Here is a 17,811-nt window from a genome sequence, read left to right as displayed (position 1 = left end):
CCAGATATGAATTTATTAAATCGATACGCTAAGATTGAAAGAGATTATTCTTATGGTTATGGTAATGCTGTCTTTGGAATCATTGTAATCATTTTTGGAATTTTTGCATTTTATGTTGTAAATTGCAGAATTGATTATCCAACCACAGAAGCTGTAGTTACGGATGTTGAACTTTACGAGGAGGCTCACTATGAAGGGGAAACTCTTTATAATGCTTCATACACAATATATTTTACATATAATGTTGATGGTCAGGAATATGAAGGTAAATTTGATGATCGAGAAAAGGAAGAAGTTGGAAATGTTATAGAGATTAATTACAATCCATCAGATCCTACTGATGTAAGTTGGCCAAACAGTATGCTAATACCTATTATAATAATTGTTGGTGGTGGAGTGATGGTTACAGTGGGTTTGGTTAACGCTAGAAAAATAAAAGAAAAAAATCAGAGATTAAAAGAACAGGAGGAGGAGTGGAATTTTGGCAAAAACTTATAAATTCGAACAAGAAAGAAAATTTCTTAAAGCTGGATATTTTATGAAAGATGAAAGTGGTAATATTGTATATGAAGCTAAAATGCTGACTCAGCCTTTGATTGGGGCTAGTGATTTTGATTTTATTAATCATCTTAGTGGACGAAAAATACTTCATAAAGTTTCGAAGACCTTAACTACCCAAGTTAATGATGACTTTGCCACAAATTCAAGATTTAAACTGGATGGCACTAATATTTGGGACTATCTACATGAAGAAGGTATTAGAATTGATACCGATTTTTCAAAAGGAAAAATTGGATTGACGTATACTATTACCCTTAAAGGTCAGCCATGTGCTATAATTGCAAGCTCAACTCCTAAAGGAAAATCTGTAATAACCATGGGAAATTGTTTTGACGTGACAATAGAGGATGATAAAGATTTAGATATTGTTTTTCTTACAACATTTGCTGCTGCTAGAACTGAACAAGCTTTCTTGGATTAATAAAAATTATAGCATGGCTCTTCTTATATAGAGGAGCCATGTTTTTATGTTATAATTAATCCAATTTGACTTTCTACCTGGTTACATATATACTTGCTTTATCACTTTTAATTACTAAAGTATCGGAGGACATAAAGATGAAAAAAGAAATATCCAAGCTTTTAGAAGTTAGAGAGAGTGTCAGAGTTGTTGATGCCACACTTAGAGACGGTGGCCTTGTTAATGACTTTTATTTTACTGATGAATTTGCTAAGGCACTTTATCTTACAAATGTAAAGGCTGGGGTAGACTATATGGAAATGGGCTATAGAGCCGATAAAGAACAGTTTGACAAGGATAAGTTTGGCCCATGGAAGTTTTCATCAGATGAATATATTAGAAAGATTGTTGGTGACAATAACACTGATTTAAAGCTTGCTATTATGGCAGATGTTGGCCGTTGCAATTATAAGGAGGATATTCATCCAAAGGCAGAAAGCCCTGTGGATCTTATTCGTGTTGCAACATATCTTCATCAGCTCCCTAGTGCGGTTCAGATGATTGAGGATGCATATAAGAAAGGTTACGAGACTACTTGTAATATTATGGCTATTTCTACTGCTTCTATGGAGGATATTAAGTCTGCGCTTGATATTGTATGTCAGACCCCAATTTCATGTATTTATATTGTAGATAGCTATGGCTCTCTATATCCAGAGCAGACAGAGCGTATTGCTGATATGTACTATGAAATTGCGTCTAAGTATGGCAAAAAGGTGGGAATGCATGCTCATGATAATCAAAAGCTTGCGTTCGCAAATACGATAGAGGCTGTTGGTGATAATGTAGATTATTTGGATGCAACATATTGTAGTATGGGACGTGGTGCAGGAAACTGTGCTATGGAGCTTCTTCTTGGCTTTCTTAAGAATCCAAAATACAAGGAAAGATATGCAATTAAGTTTGTCGAGGACTATATGCTGCCATTAAAGGAGCAGGGCGTTGTATGGGGATATGATATGCAATATCTTACAACAGGTCTATTAAATCAGCACCCAAGAACAGCTATCCAGTTTACAAAAGAAGGTAGAAAGGATTACTTCGCTTTCTACCAGGAAATGCTTAATTTGGATTAAAGATTTTTTAAAATTAAATTTGCAATATTAGCCCAGGTGTGATTCGCATTTGCGATACTGAATCCACTTTGGGCTATTTTTTTTAGCTCATCTGGTTTATCCAGATGACTATCTACCATTGAAGAAATTTCATCCATATGATTTAAGTCGTAGAAGAGGATGTTTTTATCATGCTGGTATTCTGAAAGCAGTAAAGTGGTAGGGTCTGTGAGTGAAACAGCACCATTAAGCTGGCCAGAAAATACTCTGTCGTGACTTCCGGCTTTAAAATTAGGCATTATATTTACCGATATTTTTGCCTTGGAAAAAACGGTAAATGTAAGATTGAATGGAATCTCGCGATGGAGAGTGGCATGCTTTAAATCTAATTCTTCCCAAAGTGCACCAAATATATGGAAGTTGTGATTACATTTATCAAGCTCCAGCACTAGATTTTTTCTGTTTATACAACGCACGTAAGCGTCTGCTAAATAGAAAGACTGAGTGTGTAATGGTAAATCTGAATTGATGTAGTCATAGATTTCATTTCTTGCCAGAGTTTCAACAGCGTCCTCTATAGTAAGGGTGCTGTCTGCTAGCATCATGTCAATCAATTCATATACGTTTTGCGCAAGGAAATCTGGAATCTTATGAATGGCAGCTTCAAGTCTGGTAGGATCTGTATAGGTGCCAGATAAAAGGATATCGTATGGACGATCATTAAAGCCATCCCAGTTAATAGAATCATTTCCAAAGGCCAATTCGCCCGTCATTGGTGTAACTGTAACTGATTTGATATGAGGATAGTATTTTAAAATATAGTCCCTGTGCTTTGAATCTAGGCAAACTACATTGAAATTGCTAAGCTTATGCTTTAGTGAATCATGATGATATAGAGGGTGATCCAAAATGACATCAAAAAAAGGCGCATCAACATGATCTAGAAAATAGGAATCATCATCCATAAGTGCACGAGGTAAATCAGAATTGAAATCGATAAGTGCATCGTATTTGGCTCCTACATAGTTTTCTAAATCGTCCAAAGCGTCTTCATCTACTTTAAAGTATTCTACTGTATGTCCCTTATCTGTAAGGGCTTTGCCTAATGCGTCCCCAAAGTAAAGATAGGAATTGTAGCATACAGTTTTCATCTCAAAAATTAAGAATTTCATATAGCCCCCTATAAGAATAGTTCACAAATATTTTATCATATTTAATTTCCACTATGTTATACTTTATGTAAACGTTAAAGGGGGAGAATATGATTAAAGCAGCAGCATATAATTGTGAGCCATTACAGAATCCGTTCATATTTGATGAAGTGTACAGCATGATTAGTCCCCAGCAACGAGAGCATGTTGACGAGGCTAAGACCTTAAGGGGCAAATGTGAGAGATTAGGTGCTGCCCATCTATTAGAAAAACTTCTATGGGAAAATCACATTGAAAGACCATATGTCTATTCATCAACTTCTCAAGGAAAACCCATTTTTATACAGCCGAAAAACGTAGATTTTAGTATTTCACATTCTAATTTTTTTGCAGTAGCGGCAATTTCAGACAAGCCTGTTGGAATAGATGTTGAACGAATCCGTCCATATGATAGAGATTTGGTTGAACGCTTTTTTACAAAGGCTGATTTAGAGTATCTGGAATCTTTGAAGAAATCTGAGGTAAACAAAAAATTTACGGAGGTTTGGACCTTTAAAGAGGCTACCTGCAAAATGATGGATAGACCGCTTATGCAGGTCCTTCAGTGGATAGATTTTAGCGAGTACTGCGATTTTGAAAAGGGAAATACTTACTGGACAAAACAGGGATTTGAATTTAGAGATTATTATATTACTTTGTGTTACGAGGATAAGAGACAACCTATTCAAATGGGACTCTATAACCCATATGATGGAAAGTATTACTAAATTTACTAAATTCTGAAATCTTTTTGGTTGACATATAAATTGTTTGTGATAGAATTTGTAATAGTTTCGTACTTCAAAGCATTAAAGTGCAAACAAGATTTTATTTTTTAGGAGAGCATTATGGAGTCTAAAAAAGTTCTTTCTATTTTAGTAGAAAACACACCAGGTCTTACAAGCCGTATTTCGGGCTTATTTTCAAGAAGGGGATACAATATCGACAGTTTTTCGGCGGGTGTCACTGCTGATCCTCGATACACACGTGTGACTATTGTTACACATGGTGACGAAATGATATTGGAACAGATTGAAAAGCAGGTGTCAAAGCTTACAGAGGTTGTTGATCTCAAGGTTTTGGAGCATGGTACTTCTGTAAAGAGAGAGCTTATGCTTGTTAAGATTTCTGTTAGGAATGACGAGAGACAGGATGTTCTCACTATCGTTGAAATCTTCAAAGGAAAGGTTGTTGATGTTACTCACGATTCTATGATTCTTGAGCTTACAGGCAACCAGGACAAATTGGAAGCATTTTTAGATATGCTTGGAGATTATGACATCTTAGAGCTTGCTCGCACCGGTGTTACTGGTCTTAGCCGCGGCTCAGAGGATGTAGTTATATTATAAGGAGGATAAAAGAATGTCACAGGAAGCAAAGATTTATTACCAAGAAGATTGTAATCTCTCATTATTGAAGGGTAAGACAATAGCTATTATTGGTTATGGTAGCCAGGGTCACGCACACGCTCTTAACCTTAAGGAAAGCGGATGCGACGTCATTATTGGTCTTTACGAAGGTTCAAAGTCTTGGGCAAAGGCTGAGAAGCAGGGCCTTACAGTATATACAGCAGCAGAGGCTGCAAAGAAAGCTGATATCATTATGATTCTTATCAACGATGAGAAGCAGGCTGATATGTACAAGGCTGACATTGAGCCAAACCTTGAGGCTGGCAACATGCTTATGTTTGCTCATGGTTTCAACATTCACTTTGGTTGCATCAAGCCACCAGCAGATGTTGATGTTACTATGATTGCACCTAAGGCTCCAGGTCACACAGTACGTTCTGAGTACCAGGCAGGTAAGGGTACACCTTGTCTTGTTGCTGTATATCAGGATGCTACAGGAAAGGCTCTTGATCTTGCACTTGCTTATGGTGCTGGTATCGGTGGAGCTCGTGCCGGTATTCTTGAGACAACATTCAGAACAGAGACAGAGACAGACCTCTTTGGTGAGCAGGCAGTACTTTGTGGTGGTGTTTGTGCTCTTATGCAGGCTGGTTTCGAGACTCTTGTTGAGGCTGGATACGATCCAAGAAATGCATACTTCGAGTGTGTACACGAAATGAAGCTTATCGTTGATCTTATCTACCAGTCAGGCTTTGCTGGAATGAGATATTCTATTTCAAATACAGCTGAGTACGGTGATTACATCACTGGACCAAAGATTATTACAGAGGATACAAAGAAGGCAATGAAGCAGATTCTTTCTGATATTCAGGATGGTACATTTGCTAAGGAATTCCTTCTTGATATGTCACCAGCTGGTCGTCAGGTTCACTTCCAGGCAATGAGAAAGCTTGCTGCTGAGCATCCAGTAGAAAAAGTTGGTGAGCAGGTTCGTAGCCTTTACTCATGGAACAATGAGGAAGACAAGTTCATCAACAACTAATATAAAAAATAAACCGCGAGGCCTAAGCCTCGCGGAAGTTTTTATTATGAAAGAATTTATACAGATGAGATGATATCTTGATTTCGGTGTAGATGTCGGCATATTCACGAGGAGAATATTCAGATATAAAGTTGGTAGGAAAAGCTTTTTTCATACCGCGGGCTTTGCATAAATCTACAGCCTTGTTGTAAGCTATAGCAGCTTTTGCTTCGCTATTATAACGGCCTACAATAAAATCTCCGTTAAGATGAATCTTAGCTGCATAAATTACCTTTCCGCCTTTTTCCTCGCGGTATACGCCGTGATATTTATTTACAACTATAATGTTTGAATATCTGAAATCAGTTTCGTCGCCATTGGCGAAGAGAAAGTCCTTACCTTTTACGCTGTAAGGTTTGATGCCATAACGGCCAAGAATGTTGTACTGCATTCCGTAATCACTGACAAACATGTGGCCTCCGCGATACTGAATCTTATGACTTGAATAGTAGAAGAGGTCATCATTGTCGAATTTCAAGATAGTTGTTTTATCTAAATAATATAGAAAATAATTTCTCTGAAGATATATTGGAGTTTTAATATAAATATGGTTGTCTCTAAAATTTATTAGAGTGATGCACTTATCAAATGGAAGCTCTTTGATTTTGCTTTGCAAATTTAAGATAGTGATATCTTCATTTTTTAAAATGCCCCAAGCCTCATTGTAAGCTTTGTTGCATTTAGCTTCTGTAGGAAAGCTTCCGATGCTTATGTGTTTTCCGTTGTAAGTGATATTGCCACGATAATAGACTGTTCCGTCTTTTTTAGTGGCCTGATATACGCCAGGTTTCATATAGAATCCTCCTATGCATATTATTTTACACTTTTGAGAAGAAAAATGTTTAAAAAATTGGTGAAATAAAGGGATAAAATGAATTTGAAAAAAACTAATTCTAATTTAACAGTTTTTAGAGAAGGAGTAAGAGATGGGGTTCCTATTGGACTAGGATATTTTGCTGTTGCATTTTCTCTTGGAATTTTGGCTAGAACAGCACATTTTACTCCATTGCAGGGGTTTATTAATTCCTTTTTAAATCGAGCTAGCGCAGGTGAATATGCCGTATATACGGTAGTGGCTGCTGGAGCCGGTTTTGTGGAAATGGCTATTATGACTTTAGTCGTCAATGCCAGATATCTACTGATGTCTACGGCCTTAAGTCAAAAGTTTGATCCTAAAACCCCTTTGATTCATAGAATGTTAGTGGGATTTAGTGTTACTGATGAAATATTTGCCATAACCATTAACAGACCTGGCTTCATCAATCCAATTTATAATTATGGAGCTTGTGCTATAGCAGTTCCTTGTTGGGCTCTTGGTACTTCATGTGGGATTGTGGCAGGAGAGCTGATGCCTCTTAGAGTTGTCAGTGCATTTTCTGTTGCTTTGTATGGAATGTTTTTAGCTTGCATTATGCCGGAAGCCAGAAAACACAGAATAGTGGCAGTGTTAATTATAATAAGCTTTGTTCTCAGCTATTTAGCATCTAGATTAGAAGTTTTTGCATACATATCAGCTGGAACAAAAACTATTATTCTTACTGTTGTAATTGCTGCTGTAGCTGCAATACTATTTCCACATCCTATGGAGGAAGACGATGACTAGAACTTATATTTATATATTGGTGGCAGCGCTTGTAAGTACGTTTATACGTATTTTGCCGGTCACAGTTTTTAGAAAGCAGATTAAGAATCGATTTATTCGTTCGTTTCTTTATTATGTTCCTTATGTTACTCTTGCAGTTATGACTTTTCCGGCTATCATAGATGCCACTCAAGTAAAACTGGCGGGAATAATAGCACTTGTAGTTGGAATAATAGCTGCTTGGTTTAATCAAAGCCTATTTAAAGTAGCAGCCCTTTGTTGCGTTGTTGTATTTATAGCGGAATTAATACTGATATAGAAAGTCATCCTTAGAGGTGACTTTTTTTATGAACTTATAAAGAAAAATCTGTGAACTGCAGGTTTACTCACGGAATCGACACACATAATAGATTATAATTTGTGTTAAGAAAAGGAGTCGTGCCTATGCTAGTACAGAATACAATTAAACGCAGTGAAATGATTTCTTGCATGCTGTGTATGGATGCTCCATGCAACCAAGTTTGTGATTTCTTTAATCCTGGGGACGCGTTAAGAAGTATTTGGTTTGATAATGCTGATGTCGCATCTTTGCGTCTTCCGGAAGGAAATATGTGCATGAGCTGTAATGCACCTTGCGAGAGAGTTTGCATTAGTGATGATAGAATTCATATTAAGAGCTTAATGACAGAGCTTGCTTGGGGTGTTCGTTCAAAAGCAGAGATAGAGCTTCCAGAAGATGAAGACAGATTAAAATGCGATATTTGTGGAATTCCTCTGGAAAATCCATTTTTGCTTTCATCCTCTGTTGTGGCTTCCACATACGATATGTGTGCAAGGGCTTTTGAGGCTGGCTGGGCAGGAGCATGCTTTAAGACTGTCTGCTCATTAGATATACATGAGGCCTCGCCTAGGTTTTCAGCAATTACTGGTGACAATGGAAGCATTATTGGGTTTAAAAATATCGAGCAGCTTTCAGATCATAGTGTAGCTGAAAATATGAAGATATTCAGAAAGCTGAAAAAGAATTATCCAACAAAGTTTATTTTGGCATCAATTATGGGGCAGAATGAAGAGGAATGGGAGTCGCTGGCTAGAGAATGTGCTGAGAATGGTGCAGATGCAATAGAGCTTAATTTCTCATGTCCAAATATGCAGGAGGATGGATTAGGCTCTGATATAGGTCAGGTGCCTGAATTAGTAGAGAGATTTACAAGAGCGGCAAGACGAGGTGCTTCTATTCCAATTTTGGCAAAGCTTACACCAAATGTAGGCACAATGTCAGAAGCTGCTGAAGCAGCAATTAGAGGTGGGGCAGATGGAATTGCTGCTATTAATACAATAAAAAGTATAGTTGGTGTTAATCCTCTTACTTTTGTTTCAGCACCAGCAGTTAAGGGTAAGTCTGCTATTGGTGGATATAGTGGAAATGCAGTTAAGCCTATTGCTTTAAGATTCATTTCGGAGCTTGGTCAAAATAGAAAACTAAAAGGAAAACATATCAGTGGTATGGGTGGTATCGAAACCTGGAGAGATGCCTTAGAGTTTATTCTTATGGGGGCTGGCTCGATACAAATAACCACTGCGGTTATGCAATATGGTTATAGGATTATAGATGATTTAAAGTCTGGGCTAAATTATTACCTAGCGCAAATGGGATTTAGTTCTGTGAAGGATGTAATAGGTGCGGGGCTTGATTCGGTTAGCGATACAACAGATGTGTTAGAACGGGATACAGTTCTTTTCCCGTCCTTTAATATGGATAAATGTATTGGCTGCGGAAGATGTGTTATTTCTTGCAATGATGGTGGACATCAAGCTATTGAATTTGAAAATCGAAAGCCAAAGTTAAACGGAAGCAAATGTGTTGGTTGTCATCTTTGCCTGTTAGTTTGTCCGAAAGGAGCTATAGTTCCTAGTAAAAAAAGAATTTATCACAAAAAAGACTCTTAGGAGTCTTTTTTTATTGTGTAGAATTTTGATGTTTTTAAATAGAATTTTATATTTTAAACAAAAAAATGAACTGTTATTATTTATTCATAGTTAAAAACGACAACAAAGTTGTCAAGAAAACACAGGAGGAGAAGGTAAAATGAAAAAACGTGTTCTAGGTTTAATGATGACAGCCGCTCTTGCAATGGGGTTATTTGCAGGATGTGGCCCTGCAGACACAGGCGCTGATCCAGCTGCTACAACTGACACAGCAACAGAATCTTCTGATTCTTCAACACCTGCAGCTTCAAACGGAAAGAGAGTTGCAGTTGCAATGCCTACTCAGTCTTCAGAGAGATGGATTAACGATGGTAGCAACATGAAAGAGAAGCTTGAAGCTCTCGGATATGAAGTTGATCTTCAGTATGCTGAGGATGACGTTCAGGCTCAGGTATCTCAGATTGAGAACATGATTGCTGCTGGCGCTGATTGCTTAGTAATCGCTGCAGTTGATTCATCAGCTCTTGTAAACGTAGAAGAGCAGGCTAAGGAAGCTGGTATTCCTATCATCGCTTACGACCGTCTTCTTATGGACACAGACGCTGTTTCTTACTATGCAACATTCGATAACAAGGGTGTTGGTACAGCAATTGGTAAGTACATCGAAGAGTCAAAGGATTTGGCTAACACAGATGAGACTTACACAATCGAGTTCTTCATGGGATCTCCAGATGATAACAACGCTGTAATGCTTTACAACGGACTTATGGAAGTTCTTCAGCCATACCTTGATGATGGTACATTGGTATGTAAGTCAGGTAGAACATCATTTGAAGATACTTGTATCCTCAGATGGTCTCAGGAAACAGCACAGCAGAACTGTGAGAACTACTTAACAGGTTTCTATGCTGATGAAAAGCTTGATATTTGCGCAACAGCTTTTGATGGTTTTGCTTATGGATGTAAGGCAGCTCTTGAGGGAGCAGGTTACACAGTAGGCGAGGATTGGCCACTTATCACAGGTCAGGATGCAGAGCTTATGGCTACAAAGAACATCATCGCTGGCTCACAGACAATGTCAATCTACAAAGACACACGTCTTCTTGCTGACAAGTGCGTAACAATGGTTCAGGCAGTTCTTGAAGGCTCAGAGCCAGAAATCAACGACACAGAGCAGTACAACAATGGAAAGATTACAGTTCCTTCATACCTTTGCACACCAGTTGCAGTAGATAAGGACAACTACAAAGAAATCATTGTTGACGGCGGCTACTACACAGAGGAGCAGTTAGCTGAATAGTAATTAATGTATTAATTGTAGTGGCGACTTAATCTTAAGTCGCCATTACTTTTAAGAAGGAGAAGAATATGTCAGATTACATCTTGGAAATGAAGCATATTGTAAAAGAGTTTTCTGGAGTTAGAGCCCTTGATGATGTTAATCTGCAGGTTAAAAAGGGAGAGATTCATGCTCTTTGTGGGGAAAATGGTGCTGGAAAATCTACTCTGATGAATGTTTTATCAGGAGTTTATCCATACGGCTCATATGAGGGAGATGTTGAATATCACGGCGAAATCTGCAAATTCCATAACTTAAGAGATTCAGAGGCGAAAGGAATCGTTATTATCCATCAGGAGCTTGCTCTTAGCCCACTTCTTTCAATTGCTGAAAATGTTTTTCTAGGTAACGAACAACTTAAAATGAAGGGCGTTATTGATTGGACAAAGACAAGACAAAAAGCCCAGGAAATGTTAGCTAGAGTTGGTCTTGAAAATGAAAATGTCAATGCTCCAGTAAATTCACTTGGCGTTGGTAAACAACAGCTTATTGAAATTGCAAAAGCAATGGCAAAAAAGGTTGAGCTTCTTATTTTGGATGAGCCTACAGCGGCTTTGAATGATGAGGAGTCAAAGAAGCTTCTTGATATCATGTTTGAATTAAAGAAGCAGGGTATTACATGTATTATTATTTCTCATAAATTGAACGAGATTAGCTATGTTGCTGATGCCGTAACAATTATCAGAGATGGTAAGACAATCGAAACACTTGTTAAGGGTGTAGATGATTTCTCTGAAGATAGAGTAATTAAGGCGATGGTTGGTCGTGAAATGACTAATCGTTATCCTGAAAGAGAAGGTGTCACTATTGGTGATACAATCTTTGAGGTTAAGAATTGGAATGTATATCATCCTGATGATCCAGAGCGTCAGGTACTTAAAGACATTAACATCGAAGTTAAAGCTGGTGAGGTTGTTGGCCTGGCTGGTCTGATGGGAGCAGGCCGTACCGAATTTGCCATGAGTGTATTCGGTCATAGCTATGGTCAGAAAATCTCAGGCACTGTAAAAATAAATGGCAAAGAAGTCCATTTAAATACAGTCAAGGATGCTATTGATAACAAGCTTGCGTATGTAACTGAGGATAGAAAGACAAATGGTCTTATTCTTATTGGTGATATCAAGGAGAATATGACAATTGCTGCTCGTCCTAAGTTCTTTTCAAAGCATGGTGTTATTAATGGGAACGAGGAAATCCTTGCGGCTGAAGAATATAAAAAGAAAATTAACATAAAATCGAATTCCATCAATCAGGTTGTTGGATCACTTTCAGGTGGTAACCAGCAGAAGGTTGTCCTTGCTAAATGGATGCTTACACAACCGGATGTATTGATTTTGGATGAACCAACTCGTGGTATCGATGTTGGTGCTAAATACGAAATTTACTGTATTATCAACGATTTAGCAAAGGCTGGAAAAGCAGTCATTGTTATTTCTTCTGAAATGCCTGAAATCATTGGTACCTGTGACCGTATTTACGTTATCAATGAGGGCGAGATTGCGGGAGAGCTTTCTAGTGCAGAAGTATCTCAAGAAAAAATCATGCAGTGTGTAATGGCACATAATAGAAAGGATGATGGAAATGAAAAATAAAAAAGCAAGTCTTGATATGAAACAATACGGCATGTTCATTGCCCTTATTGTTATTTATTTGATATTTGCCATTCTTACAGGTGGCAAAAACCTTACACCAATGAACATCAACAACCTGGTTATGCAAAATGGATACGTTGTTATCCTTGCAATTGGTATGTTGCTTTGTGTATTAACTGGTAACGTTGACCTTGGTGTTGGTTCAGTAGTTGCATTGTGTGGTGCCACAGCTGGTATCATGATGATGGATTACAAAATGAATATGTGGGTTGCTATTATAGCAGCACTTGCAATTGGTCTTTTAGTTGGTATGTTCGCTGGATTCTTTATAGCATATTTGAGCATCCCACCATTCGTAGTTACCCTTGCTACAATGCTTATGGGTAGAGGATTAACATACACACTTTTACAGGCTCAGACAAAAGGACCTCTTCCTACAAACTACAACTTCATCGGTGCAGGCTTCCTTCCTACATACAAGATTTTCTTTGGTGACGGAATTCTTGATTTGGTTTCAATCGCTGTTGCACTTATCGCATCAGTAGCTCTTATTTGGAATGAAATCAGAGGAATCAAGACAAAGAAGAAATATAATTTTGTTCTTACTCCAACATGGCAGACAGTTACAAAGCTTGTAATTGAGCTCTTCATTATTTGGTTCTTCTTCTACAAGCTTGCTCGTTACAATGGACTTCCATTTGTTCTTCTTATCATGGTTGTTCTTATTGGAATTTACGCATTTGTTACTACAAAGACTGTAGCTGGACGTCAGATTTATGCTTTAGGTGGTAATAGAAAAGCAGCAAACCTTTCTGGTATCGATACTAACAAGGTTTTCTTCTGGGTATATACAAACATGGGCGTTCTTTCAGCTATTGCAGGTATCGTTCTTTCAGCTAGAAACGGATCATCTACTCCAAAAGCTGGTGATGGTTTCGAGATGGATGCCATTGCATCTTGCTATATCGGTGGCGCTGCCGTAGCTGGTGGTTCTGGTTCTATCCTTGGTGCAGTTGTTGGTGCCTTCGTCATGGGTGTTCTTAACAACGGTATGTCACTTTTTGGATGGTCAACAGATATCCAGAAAATCGTAAAGGGTGCTGTACTTCTTGGCGCTGTTACTGTAGACGTTCTTTCAAAGCGTAAAAAGAACTAAACGTTATTTCATAGACTAGGATAAAGCTGGTAGGCATCAAGCTCTTAGGTTTCTGAAAGAAGCATTCTAAGCTGAATGAAGAAACGCTAAGGCTTGTAGCCGTAACCAGCTTTTTGTTATACTAGGAGTAAGGTTTTATTGGGGGAATAATATATGTATAATGTTATGCTTGTAGATGATGAGGAGGAAGTCCGCATCGCTATTGAAAAAAAGATTAATTGGCAGGATTTGGGGTTTAATGTTGTAGCGACTGCTGAAAACGGTCAGGATGCTTTGGAGAGAGCACTAGAGGCTCAGCCAGATGTTGTTATGACTGATATTAATATGCCTTTCATGAATGGCTTGGAGTTTTCAAAGCAGTTAAAGGCGGAGCTTCCTGCAACGAAATTCGTTATTTTCTCTGGCTATGATGAGTTTGAGTATGCCAAGGAAGCAATCGAGCTTTCAGCAGAGGAATACATTTTAAAGCCTATTGATGCAGATGAGCTGCATTCTATTTTTACTCGTCTTAAACACACCTTGGACGAGGAGCTTGACAAGAGACGCAATCTTCAAAATCTTGAAAAATACTATCAGGAGAGCTTCCCATTTTTTAGGGAGCAGTTTCTTATTGGCCTTATTGAGGGGCATATTGAGGTCGATAGGATAGCTGAGATAGCGTCGGATTACGGAGAAGATATTAAGGGGAATTTCTATGCCGTCGGCATAATCAAATTATCCTTTGAAAACAGTGAACAATTTAATAATACCGATAGAAAGCTGTTTTCTGTTTCCTTGAATCAACTTGCAAAGGAAACATTAAAAGACTACGGAAATTATCATTGCTTGAATTATCTGGGCAATGTTATTGTGCTGGGCTGCTTTGAGAAAGAAAATGAATACGAAGAGTTTGTATCTAATCTGGACATGATTTGTAAGCTTTCTGCGAAGCTAATAGAGGTGCCAACCACTGCTGGTGTTGGCTTAATGGTAAATGAACTTAAGGATTTATTTAGTTCTTTCAAATCTGCACGAGAGGCTACTGCCTATAGAAAGCTTTTTGATGAAAATCAGGCATTTTCTATTATGGATGTGGAGCCGGATAAGACAGATATAAATCTATTTGAAAATGATAACGTAAATACGATTCTTAAACTAATTAAGATTGGTTCGACTGAAGAGTTAAATGTAACTATTCATGAATTCTTTTCTAATTTTAGCCAAAAAGGAATTGGGCTATATCAGATGAAGATTTCTATTCTGGAAGCTTATTTTGAAGTCCTTAAACTTGCAAAGAACTATGATATTTCTGGATTATCGATTGATGGTAATGATGGTGATATTTTTGAGTTTTTGGACAATATTGATTCTATCCAGGAAGTTGAAAAATGGTTCTTAGATAAGTGCTTCTTTATCCAAAAGGAAATCAAAAAGAGTCGAATGGATTCAACAGAAGTACTTGTAGATAAGGCTAAGGAATATATTAAGGAACATTATAAGGATTCGGATTTGTCAGTAGATAAAGTTTGCTCAAACCTTAATGTTAGCGCTAATTATTTTTCTGCCGTATTTAAGAAAAATACAGGGGAAAGCTTTGTTACATATCTGACTAATATCAGACTGAAAAAGGCGGTAGAGCTGCTTGAAACAACAGATGAAAAGGCATATGTAATAGCAGGTCTTGTTGGCTATGATGAACCTAATTATTTTAGCTATGTATTCAAGAAAGCCTATGGCATATCACCATCAAAGTATAGACAACAAAGGGAAAGCTGATGAAACTTTTTGATTTTCAAAATCAATTTCATAGATTGCGTCGCGCGTCAAAGCGAAGGAGTATTCAGCTTGTTATTTCTATTTCCTTCACATTGGTTGCCATAATCAGCATGAGCTTTATGGCCATGGCCTTTTATACCAACTATATCAATACATCCAGACAGAATGCTATTGATAACGATGAGAAGATAGTAGAGCAGATAAGCTGGAATCTTAATTCGTATTTACGTAATATGATGGGTGTTTCAAATAGTATGTACTACAGCGTAATCAAGAATTTGGATTTAACTAGCGATAGTATGACTAAAGAAATGGACATCCTGTACGAGGCAAACAAGGATGATCTTATTAGCATCGCTTGCATTTCCCAGGATGGGGCCCTTATTTCTGCTGCGCCAATCGCCACCAGAAAAACTGGGGTGGATTTTACGGAACAGTCCTGGTTTAGCGATACTGAAGAAGAGAAAGCAGAGAATTTCCATTTCTCGGAGCCACATGTACAAAACATGTTTGAAAGTGATAATTATCGATACTATTGGGTTGTTTCACTCACCCGTAGTATTGATTTAAATTACATGGGCTATATCAGGCGAGGCATCCTTTTGGTAGACATGAATTATTCTGCAATAGAGCAGATGTTCATGAAAGCCAATGAGTCTGGTGAGGGCTATGTATACTTGATAGATTCAAACGGGGAGATTATCTATCATCCTGCCCAAAAGGCTATATATTCAGGTCTTGCTAATGAAAATAATATTGTGGCGGCTAGTTATGATGATGGAAATTATATCGAGACATTTGAAGGCAATGAAAGAGCAGTTATCGTAAAGACGGTAGGCTACACAGGCTGGAAAATTGTATCCGTAACACCTGTAAAGGAGCTGATAGGTGAAAGCTTCCAGCTACGTGTATTTATGCTTATCATTCTCACAATTACTATTTTTATGATTCTTTTTGGAAACCTTTTCATTGCAAGAGTGGTTACTGATCCAATTAAGAAGCTAGAGGATTCTATTGGGGTTATCGATGCAGGTATGCTTGATGAGGATGTAATATTTATTGGTGGAACTCATGAAATCAGGCATCTGGGCCGTACCATAAAATCTCTGGTAGTTCAGATGAGAACCATGATGGAAGAAAGCGTTGCGGAGCAAAAAGAAAAACGTAAATCCGAATTAAATGCTTTGCAAGCTCAGATTAATCCTCATTTCCTGTATAACACATTGGATTCCGTTGTTTGGATGATTGAATCGGAAAAATATCCAGAGGCTATTTCTATGATTACAAGCCTTGCATCTCTTTTTAGAATTAGTCTTAGCAAGGGAAATAATATTATTACAATCAGGGATGAGATTACTCATGCAAAGAATTATTTAGCAATACAGAAGGTCCGCTATAAAAATAAGTTCGAAGCAAACATCGATGTTGATCCTGCTATTGAGGATTGCATCACAATTAAGCTTATTATTCAGCCTCTAATAGAAAATGCCATTTATCATGCTGTGGGGGATTTGTATGATGAAGGTGTGATTGATATTAAGGGTTATGAGAAGGATGGAGATATTTATATCGAAGTTAAGGATAATGGAATGGGAATTCCTCCTGAGAAACTAAAGGATTTGCTTAAGGAAAAGGGCAAATCTCAAGGTAAAGGCTCTGGTATCGGATTGTGGAATATCAATCAGCGTATCAATCTTTATTTTAAGGAGGACTATGGCCTGAAAATTGAAAGTGAATTGGATGTAGGAACAACTGCCATTATTCATTTGCCAAAGATTTCCTACCAGGATTATATGGGAGGTGATGGAAATGAGAAGAAATAGATTCTTTATTGGCATGTTCCTTGTGCTTATCCTATTGATTATTGTTGAGTTTTATGTTTATGCCAACTCAAGCGTATTTGAGGGCGAGGATGAGCGTATTTCATTTGTTGTGACAGGAGACAATCTAGATGAATGGGAGACTTTAAAATCTGGTGCAGAAACAGCTGCGCTGGATAATAAGTGTCAGGTTACATTTTTGAATAGTCCTACATCTGCTGGGGTGGAAGGAGAAATTGAGTTAATCAATAGACAGATATACGAGGGAGCAGAATATGTATATGTTGCCTCAGGCTTTTATGATGAGTTGTACACTTATATCAAAGAACAAGGGCTAAAAAACAAAGTTAGATTTGTAAAGAATGGAAATTGTGATGATGACAAATATTCTATCATAGCTGATGACTATTCAATGGGTGCCGACTATGGAAAATATATTATTGATAGTGGGCTTACTGGGGCGTTGTATGTTATGTACAGCAATGAATCGGTAAACAACTGCAATTTTATCTATGGACTAGAAGAATCAGTAGAAGATTCAGAGGTTTATTTGAAAAAGGAACTTGTCACAATGGACGACAGCTCCTTGATAAATCATATTTATAATATTTATAGATCTGGTTTGTATAGTGGAATGATTTTGCTGGATGATAATGTGCTTGATTGCGCTATGTCATTGGGGATTGATAAAAAATCTGATTTTGCAATTTATGGAGTCGATGATAGACAGGCGGCTGTTTATTATCTCGACAGTGGCTTGATTCAGGCTCTTGCTTGCAAGGATGATTACACGATGGGGTATTTGGCGGTAAAGGCTGTGCTTAATAATGGAGAAAAGGTTTCTGATAAAGGCGTGCCTCTTTATTACATAATCAATAAAGAACAGATTTATTCAGAGGAGTATGAAAAAATCCTATTTCCATTTGTTAAATAAGAGGATGT

At 37.7% G+C, this 17,811-nt stretch carries 17 protein-coding genes; 15 read left to right on the top strand and 2 right to left on the bottom strand.

What is annotated here, in order from left to right; genetic code table 11:
- Nucleotides 1-6: 6 nt before the first annotated feature.
- The 3 genes from E7274_RS00830 to E7274_RS00820 all read left to right on the top strand — a co-directional run bounded on the left by E7274_RS00830 (nucleotide 7) and on the right by E7274_RS00820 (nucleotide 2,097).
- Nucleotides 7-498, top strand: coding sequence for a DUF3592 domain-containing protein (locus tag E7274_RS00830; protein ID WP_304172901.1), 492 nt, complete (start codon nucleotides 7-9; stop codon nucleotides 496-498).
- A complete protein-coding gene (locus E7274_RS00825) occupies nucleotides 482-982 on the top strand; it encodes a hypothetical protein (protein WP_304172899.1) in 501 nt (166 codons plus the stop codon). The genes E7274_RS00830 and E7274_RS00825 overlap by 17 nt, the downstream gene beginning before the upstream one ends.
- A gap of 137 nt (nucleotides 983-1,119) precedes the next feature.
- Complete coding sequence (locus tag E7274_RS00820; RefSeq protein WP_304172897.1) at nucleotides 1,120-2,097, top strand: aldolase catalytic domain-containing protein; 978 nt, start codon at nucleotides 1,120-1,122, stop codon at nucleotides 2,095-2,097.
- Here the strand turns inward: E7274_RS00820 and E7274_RS00815 are convergent.
- Nucleotides 2,094-3,248: a glycosyltransferase gene (locus E7274_RS00815; RefSeq protein ID WP_304172895.1), complete on the bottom strand. Its 1,155-nt coding sequence runs from the start codon at nucleotides 3,246-3,248 to the stop codon at nucleotides 2,094-2,096. The genes E7274_RS00820 and E7274_RS00815 overlap by 4 nt on opposite strands.
- A gap of 89 nt (nucleotides 3,249-3,337) precedes the next feature.
- On the opposite strand from E7274_RS00815, the gene E7274_RS00810 reads away from it, so the two are divergent.
- The 3 genes from E7274_RS00810 (at nucleotide 3,338) to ilvC (ending at nucleotide 5,657) form a co-directional block, all read left to right on the top strand.
- On the top strand, nucleotides 3,338-3,994 hold the full coding sequence (locus E7274_RS00810) for a 4'-phosphopantetheinyl transferase family protein (protein ID WP_304172893.1): 657 nt from the start codon (nucleotides 3,338-3,340) through the stop codon (nucleotides 3,992-3,994).
- 120 nt (nucleotides 3,995-4,114) lie between these two features.
- The gene (gene ilvN, locus E7274_RS00805) at nucleotides 4,115-4,615 is read left to right on the top strand and encodes an acetolactate synthase small subunit (protein ID WP_033154244.1); all 501 of its coding nucleotides are present in this window, start codon (nucleotides 4,115-4,117) and stop codon (nucleotides 4,613-4,615) included.
- A 13-nt stretch (nucleotides 4,616-4,628) separates the two neighbouring features.
- The gene (gene ilvC / locus E7274_RS00800) at nucleotides 4,629-5,657 is read left to right on the top strand and encodes a ketol-acid reductoisomerase (RefSeq protein ID WP_033154243.1); all 1,029 of its coding nucleotides are present in this window, start codon (nucleotides 4,629-4,631) and stop codon (nucleotides 5,655-5,657) included.
- A 22-nt stretch (nucleotides 5,658-5,679) separates the two neighbouring features.
- Here ilvC and E7274_RS00795 read toward each other — a convergent pair whose 3' ends face one another.
- The gene (locus tag E7274_RS00795; protein ID WP_304172892.1) at nucleotides 5,680-6,489 is read right to left on the bottom strand and encodes a hypothetical protein; all 810 of its coding nucleotides are present in this window, start codon (nucleotides 6,487-6,489) and stop codon (nucleotides 5,680-5,682) included.
- A gap of 78 nt (nucleotides 6,490-6,567) precedes the next feature.
- Between E7274_RS00795 and E7274_RS00790 the strand changes: the two genes are divergently transcribed.
- The 9 genes from E7274_RS00790 (at nucleotide 6,568) to E7274_RS00750 (ending at nucleotide 17,803) form a co-directional block, all read left to right on the top strand.
- Nucleotides 6,568-7,299: an AzlC family ABC transporter permease gene (locus tag E7274_RS00790; protein WP_304172890.1), complete on the top strand. Its 732-nt coding sequence runs from the start codon at nucleotides 6,568-6,570 to the stop codon at nucleotides 7,297-7,299.
- Nucleotides 7,292-7,597 carry an AzlD domain-containing protein gene (locus E7274_RS00785; protein ID WP_304172888.1) on the top strand — a complete coding sequence of 102 codons (306 nt, stop codon included), beginning with the start codon at nucleotides 7,292-7,294 and terminating at the stop codon, nucleotides 7,595-7,597. The genes E7274_RS00790 and E7274_RS00785 overlap by 8 nt, the downstream gene beginning before the upstream one ends.
- Before the next feature lie 125 nt (nucleotides 7,598-7,722).
- Entirely contained in the window at nucleotides 7,723-9,228 is a 1,506-nt protein-coding gene (preA, locus tag E7274_RS00780) for an NAD-dependent dihydropyrimidine dehydrogenase subunit PreA (RefSeq protein ID WP_304172886.1), read from the top strand.
- A 139-nt stretch (nucleotides 9,229-9,367) separates the two neighbouring features.
- Nucleotides 9,368-10,507 carry a multiple monosaccharide ABC transporter substrate-binding protein gene (gene chvE / locus E7274_RS00775; RefSeq protein ID WP_044934744.1) on the top strand — a complete coding sequence of 380 codons (1,140 nt, stop codon included), beginning with the start codon at nucleotides 9,368-9,370 and terminating at the stop codon, nucleotides 10,505-10,507.
- 68 nt (nucleotides 10,508-10,575) lie between these two features.
- Nucleotides 10,576-12,138, top strand: a complete 1,563-nt coding sequence (gene mmsA / locus E7274_RS00770; protein ID WP_033154238.1) for a multiple monosaccharide ABC transporter ATP-binding protein — start codon at nucleotides 10,576-10,578, stop codon at nucleotides 12,136-12,138.
- A complete protein-coding gene (mmsB, locus tag E7274_RS00765; protein WP_081828632.1) occupies nucleotides 12,128-13,294 on the top strand; it encodes a multiple monosaccharide ABC transporter permease in 1,167 nt (388 codons plus the stop codon). Before mmsA ends, mmsB begins: the two co-directional genes overlap by 11 nt.
- Nucleotides 13,295-13,447: 153 nt before the next feature.
- Entirely contained in the window at nucleotides 13,448-15,049 is a 1,602-nt protein-coding gene (locus E7274_RS00760) for a response regulator transcription factor (protein ID WP_304172884.1), read from the top strand.
- Nucleotides 15,049-16,872: a sensor histidine kinase gene (locus E7274_RS00755; RefSeq protein ID WP_304172883.1), complete on the top strand. Its 1,824-nt coding sequence runs from the start codon at nucleotides 15,049-15,051 to the stop codon at nucleotides 16,870-16,872. The genes E7274_RS00760 and E7274_RS00755 overlap by 1 nt, the downstream gene beginning before the upstream one ends.
- The gene (locus E7274_RS00750; RefSeq protein WP_304172881.1) at nucleotides 16,859-17,803 is read left to right on the top strand and encodes a substrate-binding domain-containing protein; all 945 of its coding nucleotides are present in this window, start codon (nucleotides 16,859-16,861) and stop codon (nucleotides 17,801-17,803) included. Before E7274_RS00755 ends, E7274_RS00750 begins: the two co-directional genes overlap by 14 nt.
- The last annotated feature ends 8 nt before the right edge of the window (nucleotides 17,804-17,811 follow it).

The organism is Pseudobutyrivibrio ruminis (assembly GCF_015057245.1).
Classification (GTDB): Bacteria; Bacillota; Clostridia; order Lachnospirales; family Lachnospiraceae; genus Pseudobutyrivibrio; species Pseudobutyrivibrio ruminis_E.
This window is presented reverse-complemented; position numbering and strand designations above follow the sequence as displayed.